We start from the raw sequence: 14,136 nt of genomic DNA on the forward strand, positions 1-14,136 counted from the left end.
CACCCCGATAAACCCTACGCCGCGACCGGCGTCACCTCGACGGTCAGATGCGACAGGCCAGCGAGCTTGGCCAGCTTTTCCTTGTAGAAGGCCGGCGGGTGCGGGTTGGCCGTGGCGATGGCGACGATGGCGGCGTTGTGGCCGGGGCCGACCTGCCAGACATGCAGATCGGTGATTTTTTCCTGCGGCGTTTCGATCCTTTCGCGGATTTCCGTCTGCAGTTCCGTCACGGTATCGGTCGCATCGACGAGAATGAGGCCCGTCTGGCGGATGAGACCATAGGACCAGTGGGCGATAACCAGCGCGCCGACAATGCCCATGGCCGGATCGAGCCAGAGCCAGCCATAGATGCTGCCCGCCAGAAGGGCGAGAATGGCGAGTACCGAGGTCAACGCGTCAGCCATCACATGCAGATAGGCGGACCGCAGATTGTTATCGGTGCCGGGCGCCGCATGGCCATGGTGGGCATGCCCCTCGTAGCTATGGCCAGAATGGCCGTGATCATGGTGTCCGCCCGCCGGTTGGGCTTCATGATGGTGCGAATGATGCGCGTGACCACCATGGGAATGTCCGCCATGCGAGTGCCCCAGATGATCGTGGTCATCCTTGAGCAAGAAAGCCGAGACGAGATTGACCGCCAGACCGATCACCGCAACGGCAATCGCCTGCGAAAAGCTGATCTGGACGGGGTTGGCGAGGCGCAGCAGGCTTTCCCAGCCGATCAGAAGGGCGATCAACGCAAGGACAATGGCGCTGGCGAAACCGGCGAGATCGCCAAGCTTGCCGGTGCCGAAGGTGAAGCGTGGATTGCGGGCCTGGCGCCGTGCGTAGAGGTAGGCGAGCGCCGTGATCAGCATGGCGCCCGCATGGGTGGACATGTGCAAACCATCGGCGACCAGCGCCATCGATCCGTAAAGATTGCCAGCGATGATTTCCGCCGCCATCATCGTTGCGGTCAGCGCAATGACCAGCCAGACGCGGCGTTCGTTGCGCCGATGACCGGCGCCCAGAAAGACATGTTCGTGAACCAGATTTTCTGTCGGCACGGGCCTATCCTTTCAAGGTCAGCGGCTGCGGCTCAGCGCACGTAAGTTCTCAAGACAGCGGAGAGTTCATCGACGGCCCGGGCGCGCTCGACATCACTTTCCGCCAGAAGCACATGCTCGCGCAGGTGATCTTCCATCACCTCACCGGTCAGCCCGTTCAGCGCGCCACGAATGGAGGACAGCAGCTGCAGGATATCGCCACAGGGCGTCTCCACCTCCAGCGCCCGCTCGACAGCTTCAAGCTGCCCCTTCAGGCGGCGTACCCGCGCCAGCAGTTTTGGTTTTTCACGAACGGTATGGGACATCAGCACCTCAATATAGGATAGTGGGGTATACTATACTCCCATGAAAGAAAAGCCCTCCGGACGACGCAGAGCGGCGGAGCGAAGCGCACCTGCCCGTCCATGCTGGTGTGACGGGGCGTGCGGGATCATGGCCTACGACGTGGAGAGGGCGATCTATGCGGGTTGCTAAAACCCTGGCCGGCCCGATGCGCGGCTGGGAAAGATGGACTAGAGGAAGCGCCCTCACCCTCCGCCATCCTCGCCTAGTGGCGGGAATCCAGTGACCCGACGTCCCTCGGGTCAAAAGACTCTTTCAACCCAAAGACTTGGGCTGGCTGGATCTCTGTGACGAACACAGAGATGACGGCGGTTGGAAGTGCGCTTGGTCTCCTCAAACGGCCACACGCAATTTTCAAAACCGGCAAGTGTTTAAGCCACCATCCCAGCGATCAGCTTGCCGACTTCGGCAAACACCGGCTCAAGCTCCTTGGTCGGTTTCGTGCCTTCGGCGATATAGACCGAGGCAAGAATCGTGTGGCCTTCAGCGGGACGCATGAAGCCGATATCGCCGGCCTCGCCGCGGCCGCTGGTGCCGGTTTTTTCACCGATGGTCCAGTCCTTCGGGAGCCCTGCCCGCAAGCGCCGGTCGCCTGTCGTATTGGCGACGAGCCAGGCAGAAAACTGATCGCGCGATGCGGGTGAAAGCACGTCCCCGATCAGAAGCTTGCCGAGCGTCTCCGTCATCGCCTTTGGTGACGTCGTGTCGCGCGGATCGCCGATCTTTGCCTCGTTGAGTTCCGGCTCGATCCGGTCGAGACGGGTGGTCTCATCGCCGATCGAGCGCAGCCAGTCCGTCAGCCCCTTCGGACCACCAAAGCTCGCCAGAAGCAGGTTGCCGGCGGCATTGTCGCTGTAACGGACCGTTGCATCGCACAGTTCGCGCACCGTCATACCGCCGCCGACATGTTTTTCCACGATCGGTGAATAGGACAGAAGATGTTTTTTCGAGATCGGAATCCGCCGGTCGAGCTTTTCTTCGACCTTATCGGCACGCGCCAGTGCGAAGGCAGCGGCCAGCGCCTTGAAGGTCGAGCACATGGCAAAGCGTTCATCCGGCCGGTGGGCAAAGGACGCCTTGGTTTTCGTGTCGAGGACATAGACGCCGAGGCGGCCGCCGGTGCGTTTTTCCAGCGCGGTCAACTGCTGTTCGATGTCATTGCTCGCAGCAAGGACCAGATTTGGCGCAAAACCGATGCTGGGAAGAAGCAGGCCGGAGCCGATGATGAAGGACCGGCGATTGAACGTGAACGACATGCGATAGGGTCTCCGTGGATGACTGCGCTGACGGACCAACATCTTGATCAGAATGACGAATATTAGCCATCCCTCAACCAGATACTGTGCGCTTGAGCCAATGGGTAGGCAGCGATTGTGGCCGGTCTTGGCCGGAAACATGGCCGTTCAGAATCTTGTTTCAGCCTTAAAAATTAACAGGCCCGAGAATTCCCGTTGACATTTCGTCGAAAAAGGCGACATTGCCCGCCATGATCAGAACCGCGAACATCGCCCGTTGGTATTTTACGCTGCTCCCATAGGTGCGGCTGTCTGATCTCGTTCAACAAGCCGCCATCAGGCGGCTTTTGTTTTTGGATGGCACCTGATGGCGCAAAAGCCATAAGGAGCCTTGAAATGCTGCAGACTGCCACTCCGACATCCCTTCTCCATCCCGCCACACGCGCGCCGATGGTCACGATCCGTACCGCCAAGCAGCGCGACCTGCCTGCCCTGCGCGAACTGATCACCGAGCTTGCCGCCCATCATGGCGATGCCGCCGCTGTGACCCCGGAAAATCTCGAGCGTGACCTGTTCGGCCGCATGCCCTGGATCACCGCGCTTGTCGCCGAGGCCGCTGGCGAACTGATCGGCTACGCCATTCTCGTGCCGCTCTACCGTGCCCAGCAGGGTGCGCGCGGCATGGAACTGCACCATCTCTACGTCCGCCCGGCCCATCGCGGCACCGGCATCGGCCGTCATCTGGTCGCCAAGGCCCGCGAACAGGCCCGAATGGCCGGCGCCACCTATCTCTCGGTCAGTGCCGCCACCGGCAATTTCCAGGCACATCGTTTCTACGAATCGGAAAACTTCACGCCCGGCCCGGTGACCGGCATGCGCTATCTGCAGACACTCGCCTGAGGCGGGTCATTTCAAGGCAGCAGCATTATGGCGATGGGCGCGTTCGCAAGGGCGCGCCTTGGCCCTTCAGGGACGGAAACAGCCTTTATGCCGCTTTTGCCGCCGCTGCTTTTGCCAGCACTTCGGCTGCCCATTGGTTGAGGCTCTTTCCCGACAGTTCCGCCGCCTTGGCGGCCTGGGCATGCACATCCGGGTCAACGCGAAACATCATCTTGCCGGAATACGATTTTTGCGGATCCTTGCCGATCTTCGCGCAGGTGTCGATATAGTCATCGACAGCCTCGTGGAACGCCGCCTTCAGATCGGCAACCGTATCGGCATGAAACCCGACGCCATCGGTAATGCCTGCGATACGGCCGAAAAAGACTTCGTCTTCCGCGTCATAGTCGATCCGCGCTGCGTAACCCTTGTAGGACATGATGTTCATGGTCTTACTCCTAGACGCAGCAGAAAGTCCCGCGCCGCCCGAACCTGATAGCGCTTTGCTTCTTTCGCCGGATGCGGACGATGGAAACTCTCCACCTCGCTTGCGAAAGAAAACCTGACGCGCGAACCGTTACCTTCGATCAGAGTACACCCAGCCGCCAGAAGCAGGCTTTCGATATCGGCCCAATCGATCGTTCCGGACACAGGCTCCTTGAAGATCGCGGCAAGCGTTTTCCTATGCTTGCTGTTCATGCTAGCATTCTACTATCTGATAGCATGTTATGCAAGCACGCTACTCCACCACCGGCACCGCCTTCAGATACGCCGCAATCGCCTCCCGGTCGGATGCCGGAAGCTTGGCCATGTTCTGCTGGACCTCGACCATCGAGCCGCCGGCCGAATCGAATTCCGGTGTGAAGCCGGTTTCGAGGTAGTTGACGATATCGCCTTCGCTCCAGGAGCCGATGCTCTTCGAGCCCGGCGTGATGTTGGGGATGCGGCCCTCGCCTTCCGGATTGGGCGCGCCCGCCAGCCATTGTGCCGTTTCGAAGCCACCCAAGCTATTGCGCGGCGTGTGGCATTCGCCGCAATGGCCGGGGCCTTCGACGAGATACTGGCCGCGGGCGATTTTAGGATCGCTGGTATCAACGGTGACACGCGGCTTGTCGCTAAGGAACAACAGTTTCCAGCCGCCAAGTGTCAGGCGGATATTGTACGGAAACGGCAGATCGTGTGGTGGCGCCACGTTGGCGCTCTTCGGCAGGGTTTTGAGGAAGCCCCAGAGATCGTTGATATCCTTCGGTGCCATCCGAGCGTAGGAACCGTAGGGGAAGGACGGGTAAAGATGCTCTCCGTTCCTTCCGACGCCGCGTGTCATGGCGTCACCGAATTCCGCCAGCGTCCAGCTGCCGATGCCTGCCGTTTCATCCGGGGAGATATTGGGCACATGAAAGGTGCCGAACGGGCTTTTCAGCGGCAATCCACCGGCGAGGACCAGCTTGGCGTCGCCTTCGGATTTCGCCGCCGCATGACAGCTGGTGCAGCCGCCTGCCCAGAATATCTGTTCGCCATTGGCAACATCCGGTTCACCAAGGTCGGCCCAATGCGATGCGGGCCATGGCTCGGGCTTGGTCAGAAACCAGGCGGCGCCACCGGCGATCGCGCCGAAGAAAACCACCGTCGTCACCAGTTTTCGAACCCGCAAACCCATCACCCGCTCCTATTGCCGGAAAACACATTTGGCGCGCCGGGCCGGGCGCGCCAAAGATCGTCTTTTAGGGGAACGAGGCCCGCCGTGTCATTTCTTGATGCGGTAGGCCTGATGACAGTCGCCGCAATTCTTGCCGATGACGCCAAGGGCTGCTCCGACGCCCGCCTGGTCAGCCGGAAGCTGGGCAAGCGCCATATCGGTGTCTGCACCGAGCTTGGCAGCCTTGGCCTTGAAGTCGTCCATGCTTTCCCAAATCTTCGGGCTGGCTTCGGAATTGGCTTCCGAGCCTGCCGGGAACTGATCCGGAAATGCCTTGATATTGGTGCTGATCGTCGTCAGCGCCGTCTTGACGATCTCGGCGTCATACGGCTTTTCGCCCTTGGCGATACCGGCAAGCGCGCCCATCGATCCGCCGACCTGCTTCATCAGTCCTTCACGGACCTTGACCGGATCATCCGCAGCGATGACGGCGCTTACGCCACAGCCTGCAATCACCATGGCCGTCAATATTGTTTTCAGCTTCATCCATGTCTCCCGGTCAGACACGGCCGCAGCGCTCCGGCGCGGCCTTCCTGTCAATGCGCCGGCATGATTGCATGTTGCGATCCCGAAGGAAGTAACATTTTTTTGAAATCAAGTTTATTACATTCATCGCAACGGCTTGAATTAACAGGAGTATTTTACTCATATTATTGGCAGATCAGCCTTGCGACACCCATCCGTGCCAGGCCGTCAGCGCTGCCACCGCAATCAAAACCACGCCGACTGTCTTGCCGATGATCGCCGTGACGCGCGGGCTGGAGACGATGACATCCCGGCTGCGGCCGGCCGCCAGCGCCAAGCTGCCATAGACGGCGAGCTGGGTCAGCGAGATCATGATCGCCATGATCAGCGCCTGCGACCACACCGGCCCGAACTGGGGTTTCAGGAACTGCGGATAGACGGCGAGCATGAACAGATAGGCTTTTGGATTGAGGATACTGGTCAGCGCGCCGCGCCGGAAGCTCGTCCAGAGCGACAGCCGGGATCCGGTCTCGACCGAGGCGATCGCGATGCTGCTGCGGGCAAGCGACAGGCCGATCCAGGCGATATAGGCTGCCCCTGCAAGCAGGAGCACATTGAACAGTTCAGGCACCAGGTGCAGCAGGAAGCCGACGCCGAGCGCCGCATAGAGCGTATGGAACACGCCGCCCGCCATAATGCCGGCTGTCGCCGTCAGGCCCGAAGCCCGGCCGCCGGTCAGTGCATTGGCCATGACGAACACCATATCCATGCCGGGCACGATAATGATGCCGAAGAGAAGCGTGAAGAACAGCCAGAGATTTTCCGCGTAAGTCATGTCAGTTATCCGTTGATCGAGAGAGAGGCGCATTTTGCACAACGCTTGTTTTTCAAGCGCTTGCCAACATGCTATACCCTCACCCAACTGACAGGGTTCTGTCAGGAGCGTTTCGCCTGATGCAAGAAAAGGTGACCCATGCGCAAGGCATCGCGCCTGTTCGAGATCATCCAGATTCTGCGGCTTGCCACGCGGCCGGTGACGGCGGCTGAGATCGCCGAAACGCTGGAAGTGACGGTCCGCTCGATCTACCGGGATATCGCCGCCCTTCAGGCGATGCGGGTGCCGATCGAGGGCGGGCGCGGCATCGGCTATATCATGCGGCCCGGCTTCGACCTGCCGCCACTGATGTTTTCGATCGAGGAAACGGAGGCAATCGTGCTGGCCCTGGCGCTGCTTGAGCGCACCGGCGATGCGGAACTGAAGGACGCTGCCCGGCGGGTCAACCAGAAGATTGCCGGGGCCATACCGGTGCCGCTGCGCCAGACATTGCAGTCCAAGGCCCTGCATGCCTGGGGTACGATCGCACCGCCGCCGTCAGGGCTCGATCTGGCGCTGGTGCGCCGGGCGATCCGCGACGAACAGAAACTGACGCTCGACTATCGCGATGAACTCGGCCGCGCCAGTGAACGCACAGTCCGGCCGCTGGCACTGATCTATTACTCCACCACCGCGGTCGTGGTCGCCTGGTGTGAACTGCGCCAGGCCATCCGCAATTTCCGCGCCGACCGGGTGGAAAATTGCGACGAGACGCAAGAGAATTTTCGCGGTGAAGGCGACGGCCTGCGGGACATGTGGATCAAGGGGTGGCGGACCGGGTCACCGGCCCCTCCACTGGGCGTCAGCTGAAGAATACGCTTATTTCGTCGCCCCGTGCGCCGGCCCCTCTTCCTTCACCTGCCGCGGCGTCGGCGCCGTAATCACGCCGTGGTCGGGATCGTGCACATCCTGGCCTTTCGAACCATCGGCGGCGGTTGTCCGTTCGCGTTCGCGGCTGGTGCGCAGCGTCTCACGCAGGCTCACCGCCTCCTCGATGAGTGCAGTCAGCTCCCCTTCGGACAGGTCGGATAGATCAAAGGTCTTCGCCATAGTCGTCTCCTCGGCTTGATTGGACCAGAGGTAAACGCACGACTCGGCAAAACGGCTCACGCTGATGGAAATTTTCAGGCGGTGGCCCGCGTCAGGCGCCGAGCCGTATCACCCGGCTCTCTTCCCGCCCAAACCCTTCGATCTCCATCCGGTCCTGAAAGACCGCGACGATCGCAAAGGTGTTTTCGTCCGGCGTGTCGACCATGCCCTTGAACGTCACGAACGGACGGCCGCCGACCTCGCCGAAATTGCCGACATGGTTGTGGCCGCAGAAATAGCCGCGAAAGCAGGCAAAACCGGTGAGCAGGTCAACGATCCGCGCGCTATCCCACATGTTGTGGCTGTTGGGCGGAAAGACAGGATAGTGGCCAAGCACAAGAACGGTTTCGCCATCGGTCTCAGCTTTCTCCATCACCTGCTTGAGCCACCCGAATTGTTCGTCGCTGAGCGAACCGTTCCAGGTCTGCGCATTGATGGCGCCTTCAGCGACAAGTGCCTCCAGCCGCTCCACGGCCAGCGTTGTGCACGGATCTTCTGGCGGCGCTGAAAACGTACTGACATCATTGCCATCCAGGACGACGAAGCGCCAGGAGCCAATGGCAAAATCATAATAGCGGGCGGGCATGCCGAGCCGTTCCGCCACATGACCCAGATGTTCCGGCGCCACTGCGAAATCGTGATTGCCGAGCAGGAACAGGGCCTTGTGGCGCAGAGCTTCATAGACAGGCAGGATATCGTCAAAACTGTCCCAATCGCGATCGATGATATCGCCGAGCGTCATCACAAAATCGAGATCAGCCGCGTTGAAAATCGTTATGGCGTCGGCAAGCTTGGCGAGGCTTTGGGCATAATGCCGGTTCATCGCCTCGTGCGGCGCAATATCGGCATATTGCGGGTCGGCGACGATGCCGAAGCGGAGCACAGGTATTTCGGTGTTGTTTTGCATCGCGCCTGCCTAGAACCGGCCTGTGACAGCCGCATGACATCTGCGCGTGAAAACGGCAAATCTCAAGACGGTACAGGACCTTGCCAAAACGAAAACACCCGGCGCTTGTGACGCCGGGTGTTTTCGCAATTCGATAAGCGGGTTGCTTATGCTGCGGCTTCGTAAAGCTCGAGCACGTAATCCCAGTTGATCAGGCTGTCGACGAAGGCTTCGAGGTACTTCGGACGGGCGTTGCGGTAGTCGATGTAGTAGGAATGTTCCCAGACATCGACGCCGAGGATCGGCGATGCGCCGTGAACCAGCGGGTTTTCGCCGTTCGGGGTTTTCGAGATTTCCAGCTTGCCGCCCTTGACGGAGAGCCATGCCCAGCCCGAGCCGAACTGGCCGGCGCCGGCGGCGATGAAATCGGCGCGGAACTTGTCGTAGCCACCGAGATCGGACTTGATGGCCGCATCGAGCTTGGCCGGCAACTGCGTGCCGCCGCCGCCCTTTTTCATCCACTTCCAGAAATGCAGGTGGTTGTAATGCTGGCCGGCATTGTTGAACAGCGGCTGGTTGGTGCCGTAGGACTTCTTGACGATTTCTTCCAGCGACAGAGCGGAAAGACCGGCTTCTTCAGCCAGCTTGTTGCCGTTGGTCACGTAAGCCAGATGATGCTTGTCGTGGTGATACTCCAGCGTCTCGCGCGACATGTAAGGGGCGAGCGCGTCGTAGTCGTAAGGCAGGTTCGGCAATTCGAAAGCCATGATGGTATCTCCTCTTCTTGGCGGGATCCATGAAAGCCGGGTTGGAATTCATGAAAGAAATCTGTGAGGCGGAACATAGGGACCACTGCTGCAACAGGCAACCGCCGCCATGCCAAATTTCGCACCAGCAATGGAAAATACTTTCATCGCCAGAATGTTCCACAGCGAGGAAACGGGCACAGAATGGACATGATCCTTCGACAGGGTGGCCGCGAACCAGCCGATCCATAAGCCAAGGAAATCAGATGTCTTTTCACCGCCGCTCTGCCCTGATCGCCGCTTTCGCCAGCCTGCTGCCATCAATCGCTGCCGCATCCTCGGATGACGCATGGGCCGCGATGCGGACAGACGTCTCGGCGAAATGCCTGAAGGCGGCGGCGGGATCGATCGAAAAGCCGAAGGCGGTCGTTGATCCCTTCGGTTCCGAGAGCTTCGGCCTTGCGCTGGTCAGCGGCAAGCCAAAGGGCGCCAAGGGCAAGATCACCCAGATCTGCGTCTACAACAAACAGACCAAGACCGTCGAACTGGGCGGTGAACTGACCGAACAGATGCTGAAGACGCCTGCAAAATGACACCGGGACAATCCCGCCATTGACCTCTCACGGCAGGACGGTCACAGCTTGCGGGACTGCTTTCTCCAGCACAGAGACCCTATATGCTGTTTCATGGCCTGTCTGCCTTTCCGATCACCCCTTGCGACGCGGCTGGCCGCGTCGATACCGGTGCGTTGAGCAACCTTCTCAAGCGCATCGATGCGGCGGGGGCTGATTCCATCGGCCTGTTGGGAAGCACCGGGTCCTACATGTACCTCAGCCGGGCGGAAAAACGCCGCGCCATCGACACTGCCACGGAATGCCTTGGCGGCCGCACGCCCGTTATCGTCGGCGTCGGGGCATTGAGGACCGATGAGGCGGTGGCACTGGCCCACGATGCGCAGGATGCCGGCGCACAGGGGCTGCTTCTGGCGCCGGCCTCCTATACGCCGCTTGGCGATGATGAAGTATTCGAGCATTTTTCGGCGGTCGCGACAGCCACGTCCTTGCCGCTCTGCATCTACAACAATCCCGGCACGACGCATTTTTCGATCAGCCAGACGCTGCTGTCGCGTCTCTCGGCCATTCCCAACATCGCTGCCGTCAAAAATCCGGCGCTTGCCGCTGCCGACATTACGGCAGCCCATCAGGCAACAGTGTCTGCCGTTCCCGCCGGCTTCGCCGTTGGCTACAGCGGCGACTGGCTGGTGGCCGATGCCATCCTTGCGGGCGGTGCCGCCTGGTACAGCGTGGTCGCCGGGACACTGCCGGAACCCGCCGTCAAGCTGATGCGGGCAGCGCAAGCCGGCAATCGTCCCGAGGTCGCGCGCATCAATGGGCTGTTTGAACCGCTCTGGGCGCTGTTTCGAGAACTCAGCAGCTACCGCGTGGTCCATGCGATCGCCAACGTCCTGGAACTCAGCAAGTTTGATCCGCCACGGCCAATCCTGTCGCTGTCGCAGCAAGACCGGCTGAGGGTGAAGGCTGCGCTCGAGGTTTTGGCGGCGGTATAACCAGCCGCTGCGGCCGGCCCGCCTGCCATTCAAGCCCTATTGGGCAAATGTAAGGACGGCAGCGGTGGCGCTGATCGCCAGGAGCGCCACGACGCACAACCGCAAAAGCATGGCGACGTCTTGCCGCCCCGTTGTTTCCGCCGTGACAAGGTGATCGGCGGCGGTGGTTTCGCGCGACCGTTGATACTGATGTGAAAGAACCGCGCCACGACCATAGAGCATTGAAAACTTCCTTCTGGTTGACCGTTTGCGTCGCCGCTTCGCATCAGAGGCAAAAGCTGCGGGCGCAGCACCGTTTTAGGTCGAAGCAGCATAGGATTTCGATTGCGCCCGCCCGGCGAACATATCAAAATCCCATAGGACCGCGGCCACCCGGTGCACTCAGCCCGGCGGCACCTGACGGCAGGCCGGCTGATTTTTCTGCGCATCGATCATTATCATTCAGGGGGATTTCCATGGCCAATCCATTGTCCACGCTCGGCATCGTTCACACCGTCATCAGCGTCGTGCCGATCATCGCGGGGCTCTATTCCTTTTCGAAATATGCCGCCATCCTGCCGAAATCGAATTCCGGGCGGATATACATCATTACGCTGTTCCTGTCGGCGATCACCTCGTTCGGCCTGTCGAGCACCGGCGGGTTCAATGCCGGCCATGCGATCGGCATCATCGCCATGCTGGCAGTGATCTTTTCCATCGTCATCGCGCAACTCGGCTGGTTCGGCCGCCTCAACCGCTACCTGCAGGCGCTGTCGATGTCGTTCACCTTCTTCCTCTTGATGATCCCCGGCATCAACGAGACCCTGTCGCGCCTGCCGCCCTCAAGCCCGATCGGCAACGGTCCGGATTCGCCGCCGGTCCAGACGATCACCGCCATCTGGGCCGTGATCTTCCTGCTCGGCATCTGTCTTCAGGCCTTTATCATGCACCGCCGCTCAGGCTCCGGCGCCCTGCCCGCCTGACGGCAGCGAGAGGCGCTGCCGACGGGTCTTCCCGCGTCATCGAGACTGATGACGCTGGCAGTGTCTCTTACTCAGCCGCCTGCACTTGAGAAGGGCCGGTGGCGATCGCCTCCTTGACCGCAAGCTCCGCCATGGCCAGCGCTGCCTCGCGGGTCTTGGCTGCGGCAACGAAGCGGCCGTTGTGGCAGAAGCTTGCACCTTTCACCCCGGAAGCAGCTTCCAGGTCGCCATTGGTGAGGCCAGCCCAGGCGGCCGGCAGGTCGGCGCGGACTTCAAAACCTTCGTCGGCCCGGCGGATGGTGGTCAGGCACCAGTCCTTGTCGCGCGGGTGGACGACGAACAGCAGGTGATCGGCGCCCGCCTTGATGATGGCCGGACGGAACGGCATGCCCATCGGCAGTTCCAGAATACGCCCCTCGCCGGCATCGACGATCGCCTGATGCACCAGCGCCTCGGCCCGCAATTTGGCAGCGCTCTTCCCGATCCGGGCCTCGACGAACGCGCGGGCGATAACAAGAGCGCCGTCAAAGGCCTGATCGTCGGCGTCCGGATCGGTCTCGTCGAAAACGGGCTTGAGGGTTTCCAGCAGCACGGGCAGGCTCAGCCCACCCAGCAACCCGGCAACCGACGGGCTGAGCGCGCCATTGTCGACCAGATCGATTGGGAGCACGAAGCCGGCATCGAACGAGGCATGCACGGTTTCGACATGGGCTTCTGGAACACCGAAGGCTGCGAGATAATCGCGGCCAAAATGCTTCCAGATTAGGCCGAATGAACTATAGGGCTGGCCATCCTCGCGCATCGGCGCGCCGCGCTGATGGTGATCAAAGATGCGCGTCCCGGCATCATAGGCGCCACCGACATCATAGATGACCCGGTCTGCAGCCGGTGTGATCCATTCCGGCGCCCGGCTGCGCACGATGCGCGCCTGCGGGAAAAGCCGGGTGAGGATGACACTCGACAAAAGCTCATCAGCATGGAAGCCACCGGAATGGGTGACGAGGAATTCTGGGGTCATGCCGGGATACGCCTTGTTGTTTGCGGAAATTTGCTTGGGAGTTTGCACCAGATAGCCATTGCCGCGTGTCATCTCAACCCGTCACTTATGTGTTTGACGTGCGGATCGCAGGCACTTCAGGCAAGCAGATGCGTGTTGGCAGCGATTGAGGGCCTTAGCCAGCAGAGCCGGTTTGTTGCTGTAGCTCTGGAGGGCGCCGGACGGGAACAGGGACATCCGCCGGGTTCTCGCTGGCCTTCGTGCTGATGGCGTGGACCTGGCCGGGTATTTCGTCGCGCAAATAGCTCGGATTGCCCGGCAATCCCATCGGGTACAGTGCGTTCCGGCTCGCCTCGTAGGCCGCACTCTTGTCGGTGCAGAGGCGGACACGCATATCCTGAGGCGCCACATCGGTCCGGTTTTGCAGATTGCCGACTAGCCCCGCATTGGCCGGCAGGCCGCCTTCAAAAGCTTGTGTCAGATATTGCGCCGAACGCTCGTTGCGTTCCCGCTCCGTCGTTGCGCCCAAAATCACCACCGCCACGCGTTTTCCATTGCGCGTGGCCAGCCCGACGAAATTCCGCCCGGATGCGCAGAGAAAACCGGTCTTCATGCCGATCGTGCCGTCAAAGCGGGTGAGCAGCAGATTGTTGGATTTGATCTCCTTGCCGTCGATCGTGACGGCCGACGCCAGGAAGAAACGCCGGTATTGCGGAAACAGCCGGTCCACTTCCATGCCAAGGATCGCGAGATCGCGGGCGGTGGTATAGTTGGTCTTGTCAAACAGGCCGTTTGGATTGGAAAAATGGGTGCCGGTCAGCCCGAGGCGGGCCGCCGCTTCGTTCATTTTCCGGACAAAGGCCGTTTCGTCGGGAGCCACTGCTTCAGCCAGGGCCGTCGCGACATCATTTGCCGACGCGGTGATGGTGGCAAACAGCGCATCTTCCAGCGTCATCGTCCGCCCGAAAGTGAGGCCGGATTCGAGAAAGGCCTGTTTCGTTGCATTGCGGGTCATTGTGACAGGTGTGGACAGGCTCACCTCGCCGGAGCGCAAGGCTTCAAACACGACAAATGCCGTCATCAGCTTGGTCGTCGAGGCCGGATACCAGGGCACGCCTGCATCCTCCTGATACAGCACCTGCTGACTGTCGGCATCGACAACGAGCACAGGCGTCGCATGTGCCGGCGCGCACAGGAAAAGCGACGCCATAAACGCCAATTTTTTCCAGGGCCGTCTGGCCAATATGTTTTCGGTCATGTGCCGGTCTCCGGAGAAAGGCATCGTAATGACATGATGCACCACGAAAGGACAAGCGTTTGCTGCGGTAGTATGGCGAAAGGGTGGCTGGGAA

Annotated in this window: 19 protein-coding genes; 5 read left to right on the forward strand and 14 right to left on the reverse strand. The window is 60.7% G+C overall.

Features of this window, described 5'->3' with window-relative positions; genetic code table 11:
- Positions 1-14 precede the first annotated feature (14 nt).
- The 3 genes from dmeF to bla form a co-directional block, all read right to left on the reverse strand.
- Positions 15-1,046 carry a CDF family Co(II)/Ni(II) efflux transporter DmeF gene (dmeF, locus tag ASC96_RS14310; protein ID WP_060503713.1) on the reverse strand — a complete coding sequence of 344 codons (1,032 nt, stop codon included), beginning with the start codon at positions 1,044-1,046 and terminating at the stop codon, positions 15-17.
- 32 nt (positions 1,047-1,078) lie between these two features.
- The gene (gene dmeR, locus ASC96_RS14315) at positions 1,079-1,351 is read right to left on the reverse strand and encodes a Ni(II)/Co(II)-sensing transcriptional repressor DmeR (RefSeq protein WP_060503714.1); all 273 of its coding nucleotides are present in this window, start codon (positions 1,349-1,351) and stop codon (positions 1,079-1,081) included.
- A gap of 408 nt (positions 1,352-1,759) precedes the next feature.
- Positions 1,760-2,644: a class A beta-lactamase gene (gene bla / locus ASC96_RS14320; RefSeq protein ID WP_060503715.1), complete on the reverse strand. Its 885-nt coding sequence runs from the start codon at positions 2,642-2,644 to the stop codon at positions 1,760-1,762.
- Between the two features lie 375 nt (positions 2,645-3,019).
- Between bla and ASC96_RS14325 the strand changes: the two genes are divergently transcribed.
- Positions 3,020-3,523: a GNAT family N-acetyltransferase gene (locus ASC96_RS14325; RefSeq protein ID WP_060503716.1), complete on the forward strand. Its 504-nt coding sequence runs from the start codon at positions 3,020-3,022 to the stop codon at positions 3,521-3,523.
- 85 nt (positions 3,524-3,608) lie between these two features.
- On the opposite strand, the gene ASC96_RS14330 is transcribed toward ASC96_RS14325, so the two are convergent.
- The 5 genes from ASC96_RS14330 to ASC96_RS14350 form a co-directional block, all read right to left on the reverse strand.
- The gene (locus tag ASC96_RS14330) at positions 3,609-3,950 is read right to left on the reverse strand and encodes a type II toxin-antitoxin system HicB family antitoxin (RefSeq protein WP_060503717.1); all 342 of its coding nucleotides are present in this window, start codon (positions 3,948-3,950) and stop codon (positions 3,609-3,611) included.
- On the reverse strand, positions 3,947-4,201 hold the full coding sequence (locus ASC96_RS14335) for a type II toxin-antitoxin system HicA family toxin (protein ID WP_060503718.1): 255 nt from the start codon (positions 4,199-4,201) through the stop codon (positions 3,947-3,949). The genes ASC96_RS14330 and ASC96_RS14335 overlap by 4 nt, the downstream gene beginning before the upstream one ends.
- A gap of 40 nt (positions 4,202-4,241) precedes the next feature.
- On the reverse strand, positions 4,242-5,159 hold the full coding sequence (locus tag ASC96_RS14340) for a cytochrome c (protein ID WP_060503719.1): 918 nt from the start codon (positions 5,157-5,159) through the stop codon (positions 4,242-4,244).
- A gap of 87 nt (positions 5,160-5,246) precedes the next feature.
- Complete coding sequence (locus ASC96_RS14345) at positions 5,247-5,684, reverse strand: cytochrome c (RefSeq protein WP_060503720.1); 438 nt, start codon at positions 5,682-5,684, stop codon at positions 5,247-5,249.
- 175 nt (positions 5,685-5,859) lie between these two features.
- Positions 5,860-6,498, reverse strand: coding sequence for a LysE family translocator (locus tag ASC96_RS14350; RefSeq protein ID WP_060503721.1), 639 nt, complete (start codon positions 6,496-6,498; stop codon positions 5,860-5,862).
- A 138-nt stretch (positions 6,499-6,636) separates the two neighbouring features.
- Between ASC96_RS14350 and ASC96_RS14355 the strand changes: the two genes are divergently transcribed.
- Positions 6,637-7,347: a YafY family protein gene (locus tag ASC96_RS14355; protein WP_060503722.1), complete on the forward strand. Its 711-nt coding sequence runs from the start codon at positions 6,637-6,639 to the stop codon at positions 7,345-7,347.
- A 9-nt stretch (positions 7,348-7,356) separates the two neighbouring features.
- Here the strand turns inward: ASC96_RS14355 and ASC96_RS14360 are convergent, their stop codons facing one another.
- The 3 genes from ASC96_RS14360 to ASC96_RS14370 all read right to left on the reverse strand — a co-directional run bounded on the left by ASC96_RS14360 (position 7,357) and on the right by ASC96_RS14370 (position 9,279).
- Positions 7,357-7,587 carry a hypothetical protein gene (locus tag ASC96_RS14360; protein ID WP_060503723.1) on the reverse strand — a complete coding sequence of 77 codons (231 nt, stop codon included), beginning with the start codon at positions 7,585-7,587 and terminating at the stop codon, positions 7,357-7,359.
- A gap of 91 nt (positions 7,588-7,678) precedes the next feature.
- Positions 7,679-8,533 (reverse strand): metallophosphoesterase, encoded by an 855-nt coding sequence (locus ASC96_RS14365; protein WP_060503724.1) that lies wholly within the window; start codon positions 8,531-8,533, stop codon positions 7,679-7,681.
- Positions 8,534-8,679: 146 nt separating this feature from the next.
- Positions 8,680-9,279, reverse strand: a complete 600-nt coding sequence (locus ASC96_RS14370; protein ID WP_060503725.1) for a superoxide dismutase — start codon at positions 9,277-9,279, stop codon at positions 8,680-8,682.
- A 245-nt stretch (positions 9,280-9,524) separates the two neighbouring features.
- Between ASC96_RS14370 and ASC96_RS14375 the strand changes: the two genes are divergently transcribed.
- Together ASC96_RS14375 and ASC96_RS14380 are read left to right on the forward strand one after the other, a co-directional pair.
- Complete coding sequence (locus ASC96_RS14375) at positions 9,525-9,851, forward strand: hypothetical protein (RefSeq protein ID WP_060503726.1); 327 nt, start codon at positions 9,525-9,527, stop codon at positions 9,849-9,851.
- Between the two features lie 83 nt (positions 9,852-9,934).
- Positions 9,935-10,825, forward strand: a complete 891-nt coding sequence (locus tag ASC96_RS14380) for a dihydrodipicolinate synthase family protein (protein WP_060503727.1) — start codon at positions 9,935-9,937, stop codon at positions 10,823-10,825.
- Between the two features lie 36 nt (positions 10,826-10,861).
- On the opposite strand, the gene ASC96_RS14385 is transcribed toward ASC96_RS14380, so the two are convergent.
- Positions 10,862-11,047, reverse strand: a complete 186-nt coding sequence (locus ASC96_RS14385; protein ID WP_060503728.1) for a hypothetical protein — start codon at positions 11,045-11,047, stop codon at positions 10,862-10,864.
- 233 nt (positions 11,048-11,280) lie between these two features.
- Here ASC96_RS14385 and ASC96_RS14390 point away from each other — a divergent pair, with 233 nt between their 5' ends.
- A complete protein-coding gene (locus ASC96_RS14390) occupies positions 11,281-11,787 on the forward strand; it encodes a hypothetical protein (RefSeq protein ID WP_060503729.1) in 507 nt (168 codons plus the stop codon).
- Positions 11,788-11,854: 67 nt separating this feature from the next.
- Here the strand turns inward: ASC96_RS14390 and ASC96_RS14395 are convergent, their stop codons facing one another.
- Entirely contained in the window at positions 11,855-12,805 is a 951-nt protein-coding gene (locus ASC96_RS14395) for an MYG1 family protein (RefSeq protein ID WP_060503829.1), read from the reverse strand.
- Between the two features lie 154 nt (positions 12,806-12,959).
- A complete protein-coding gene (locus ASC96_RS14400) occupies positions 12,960-14,042 on the reverse strand; it encodes a D-alanyl-D-alanine carboxypeptidase family protein (protein WP_060503730.1) in 1,083 nt (360 codons plus the stop codon).
- Positions 14,043-14,136 lie beyond the last annotated feature (94 nt).

The sequence above is a fragment of the Rhizobium sp. Root1204 genome, assembly GCF_001424965.1.
In the GTDB taxonomy this organism is placed as follows: Bacteria; Pseudomonadota; Alphaproteobacteria; order Rhizobiales; family Rhizobiaceae; genus Pararhizobium.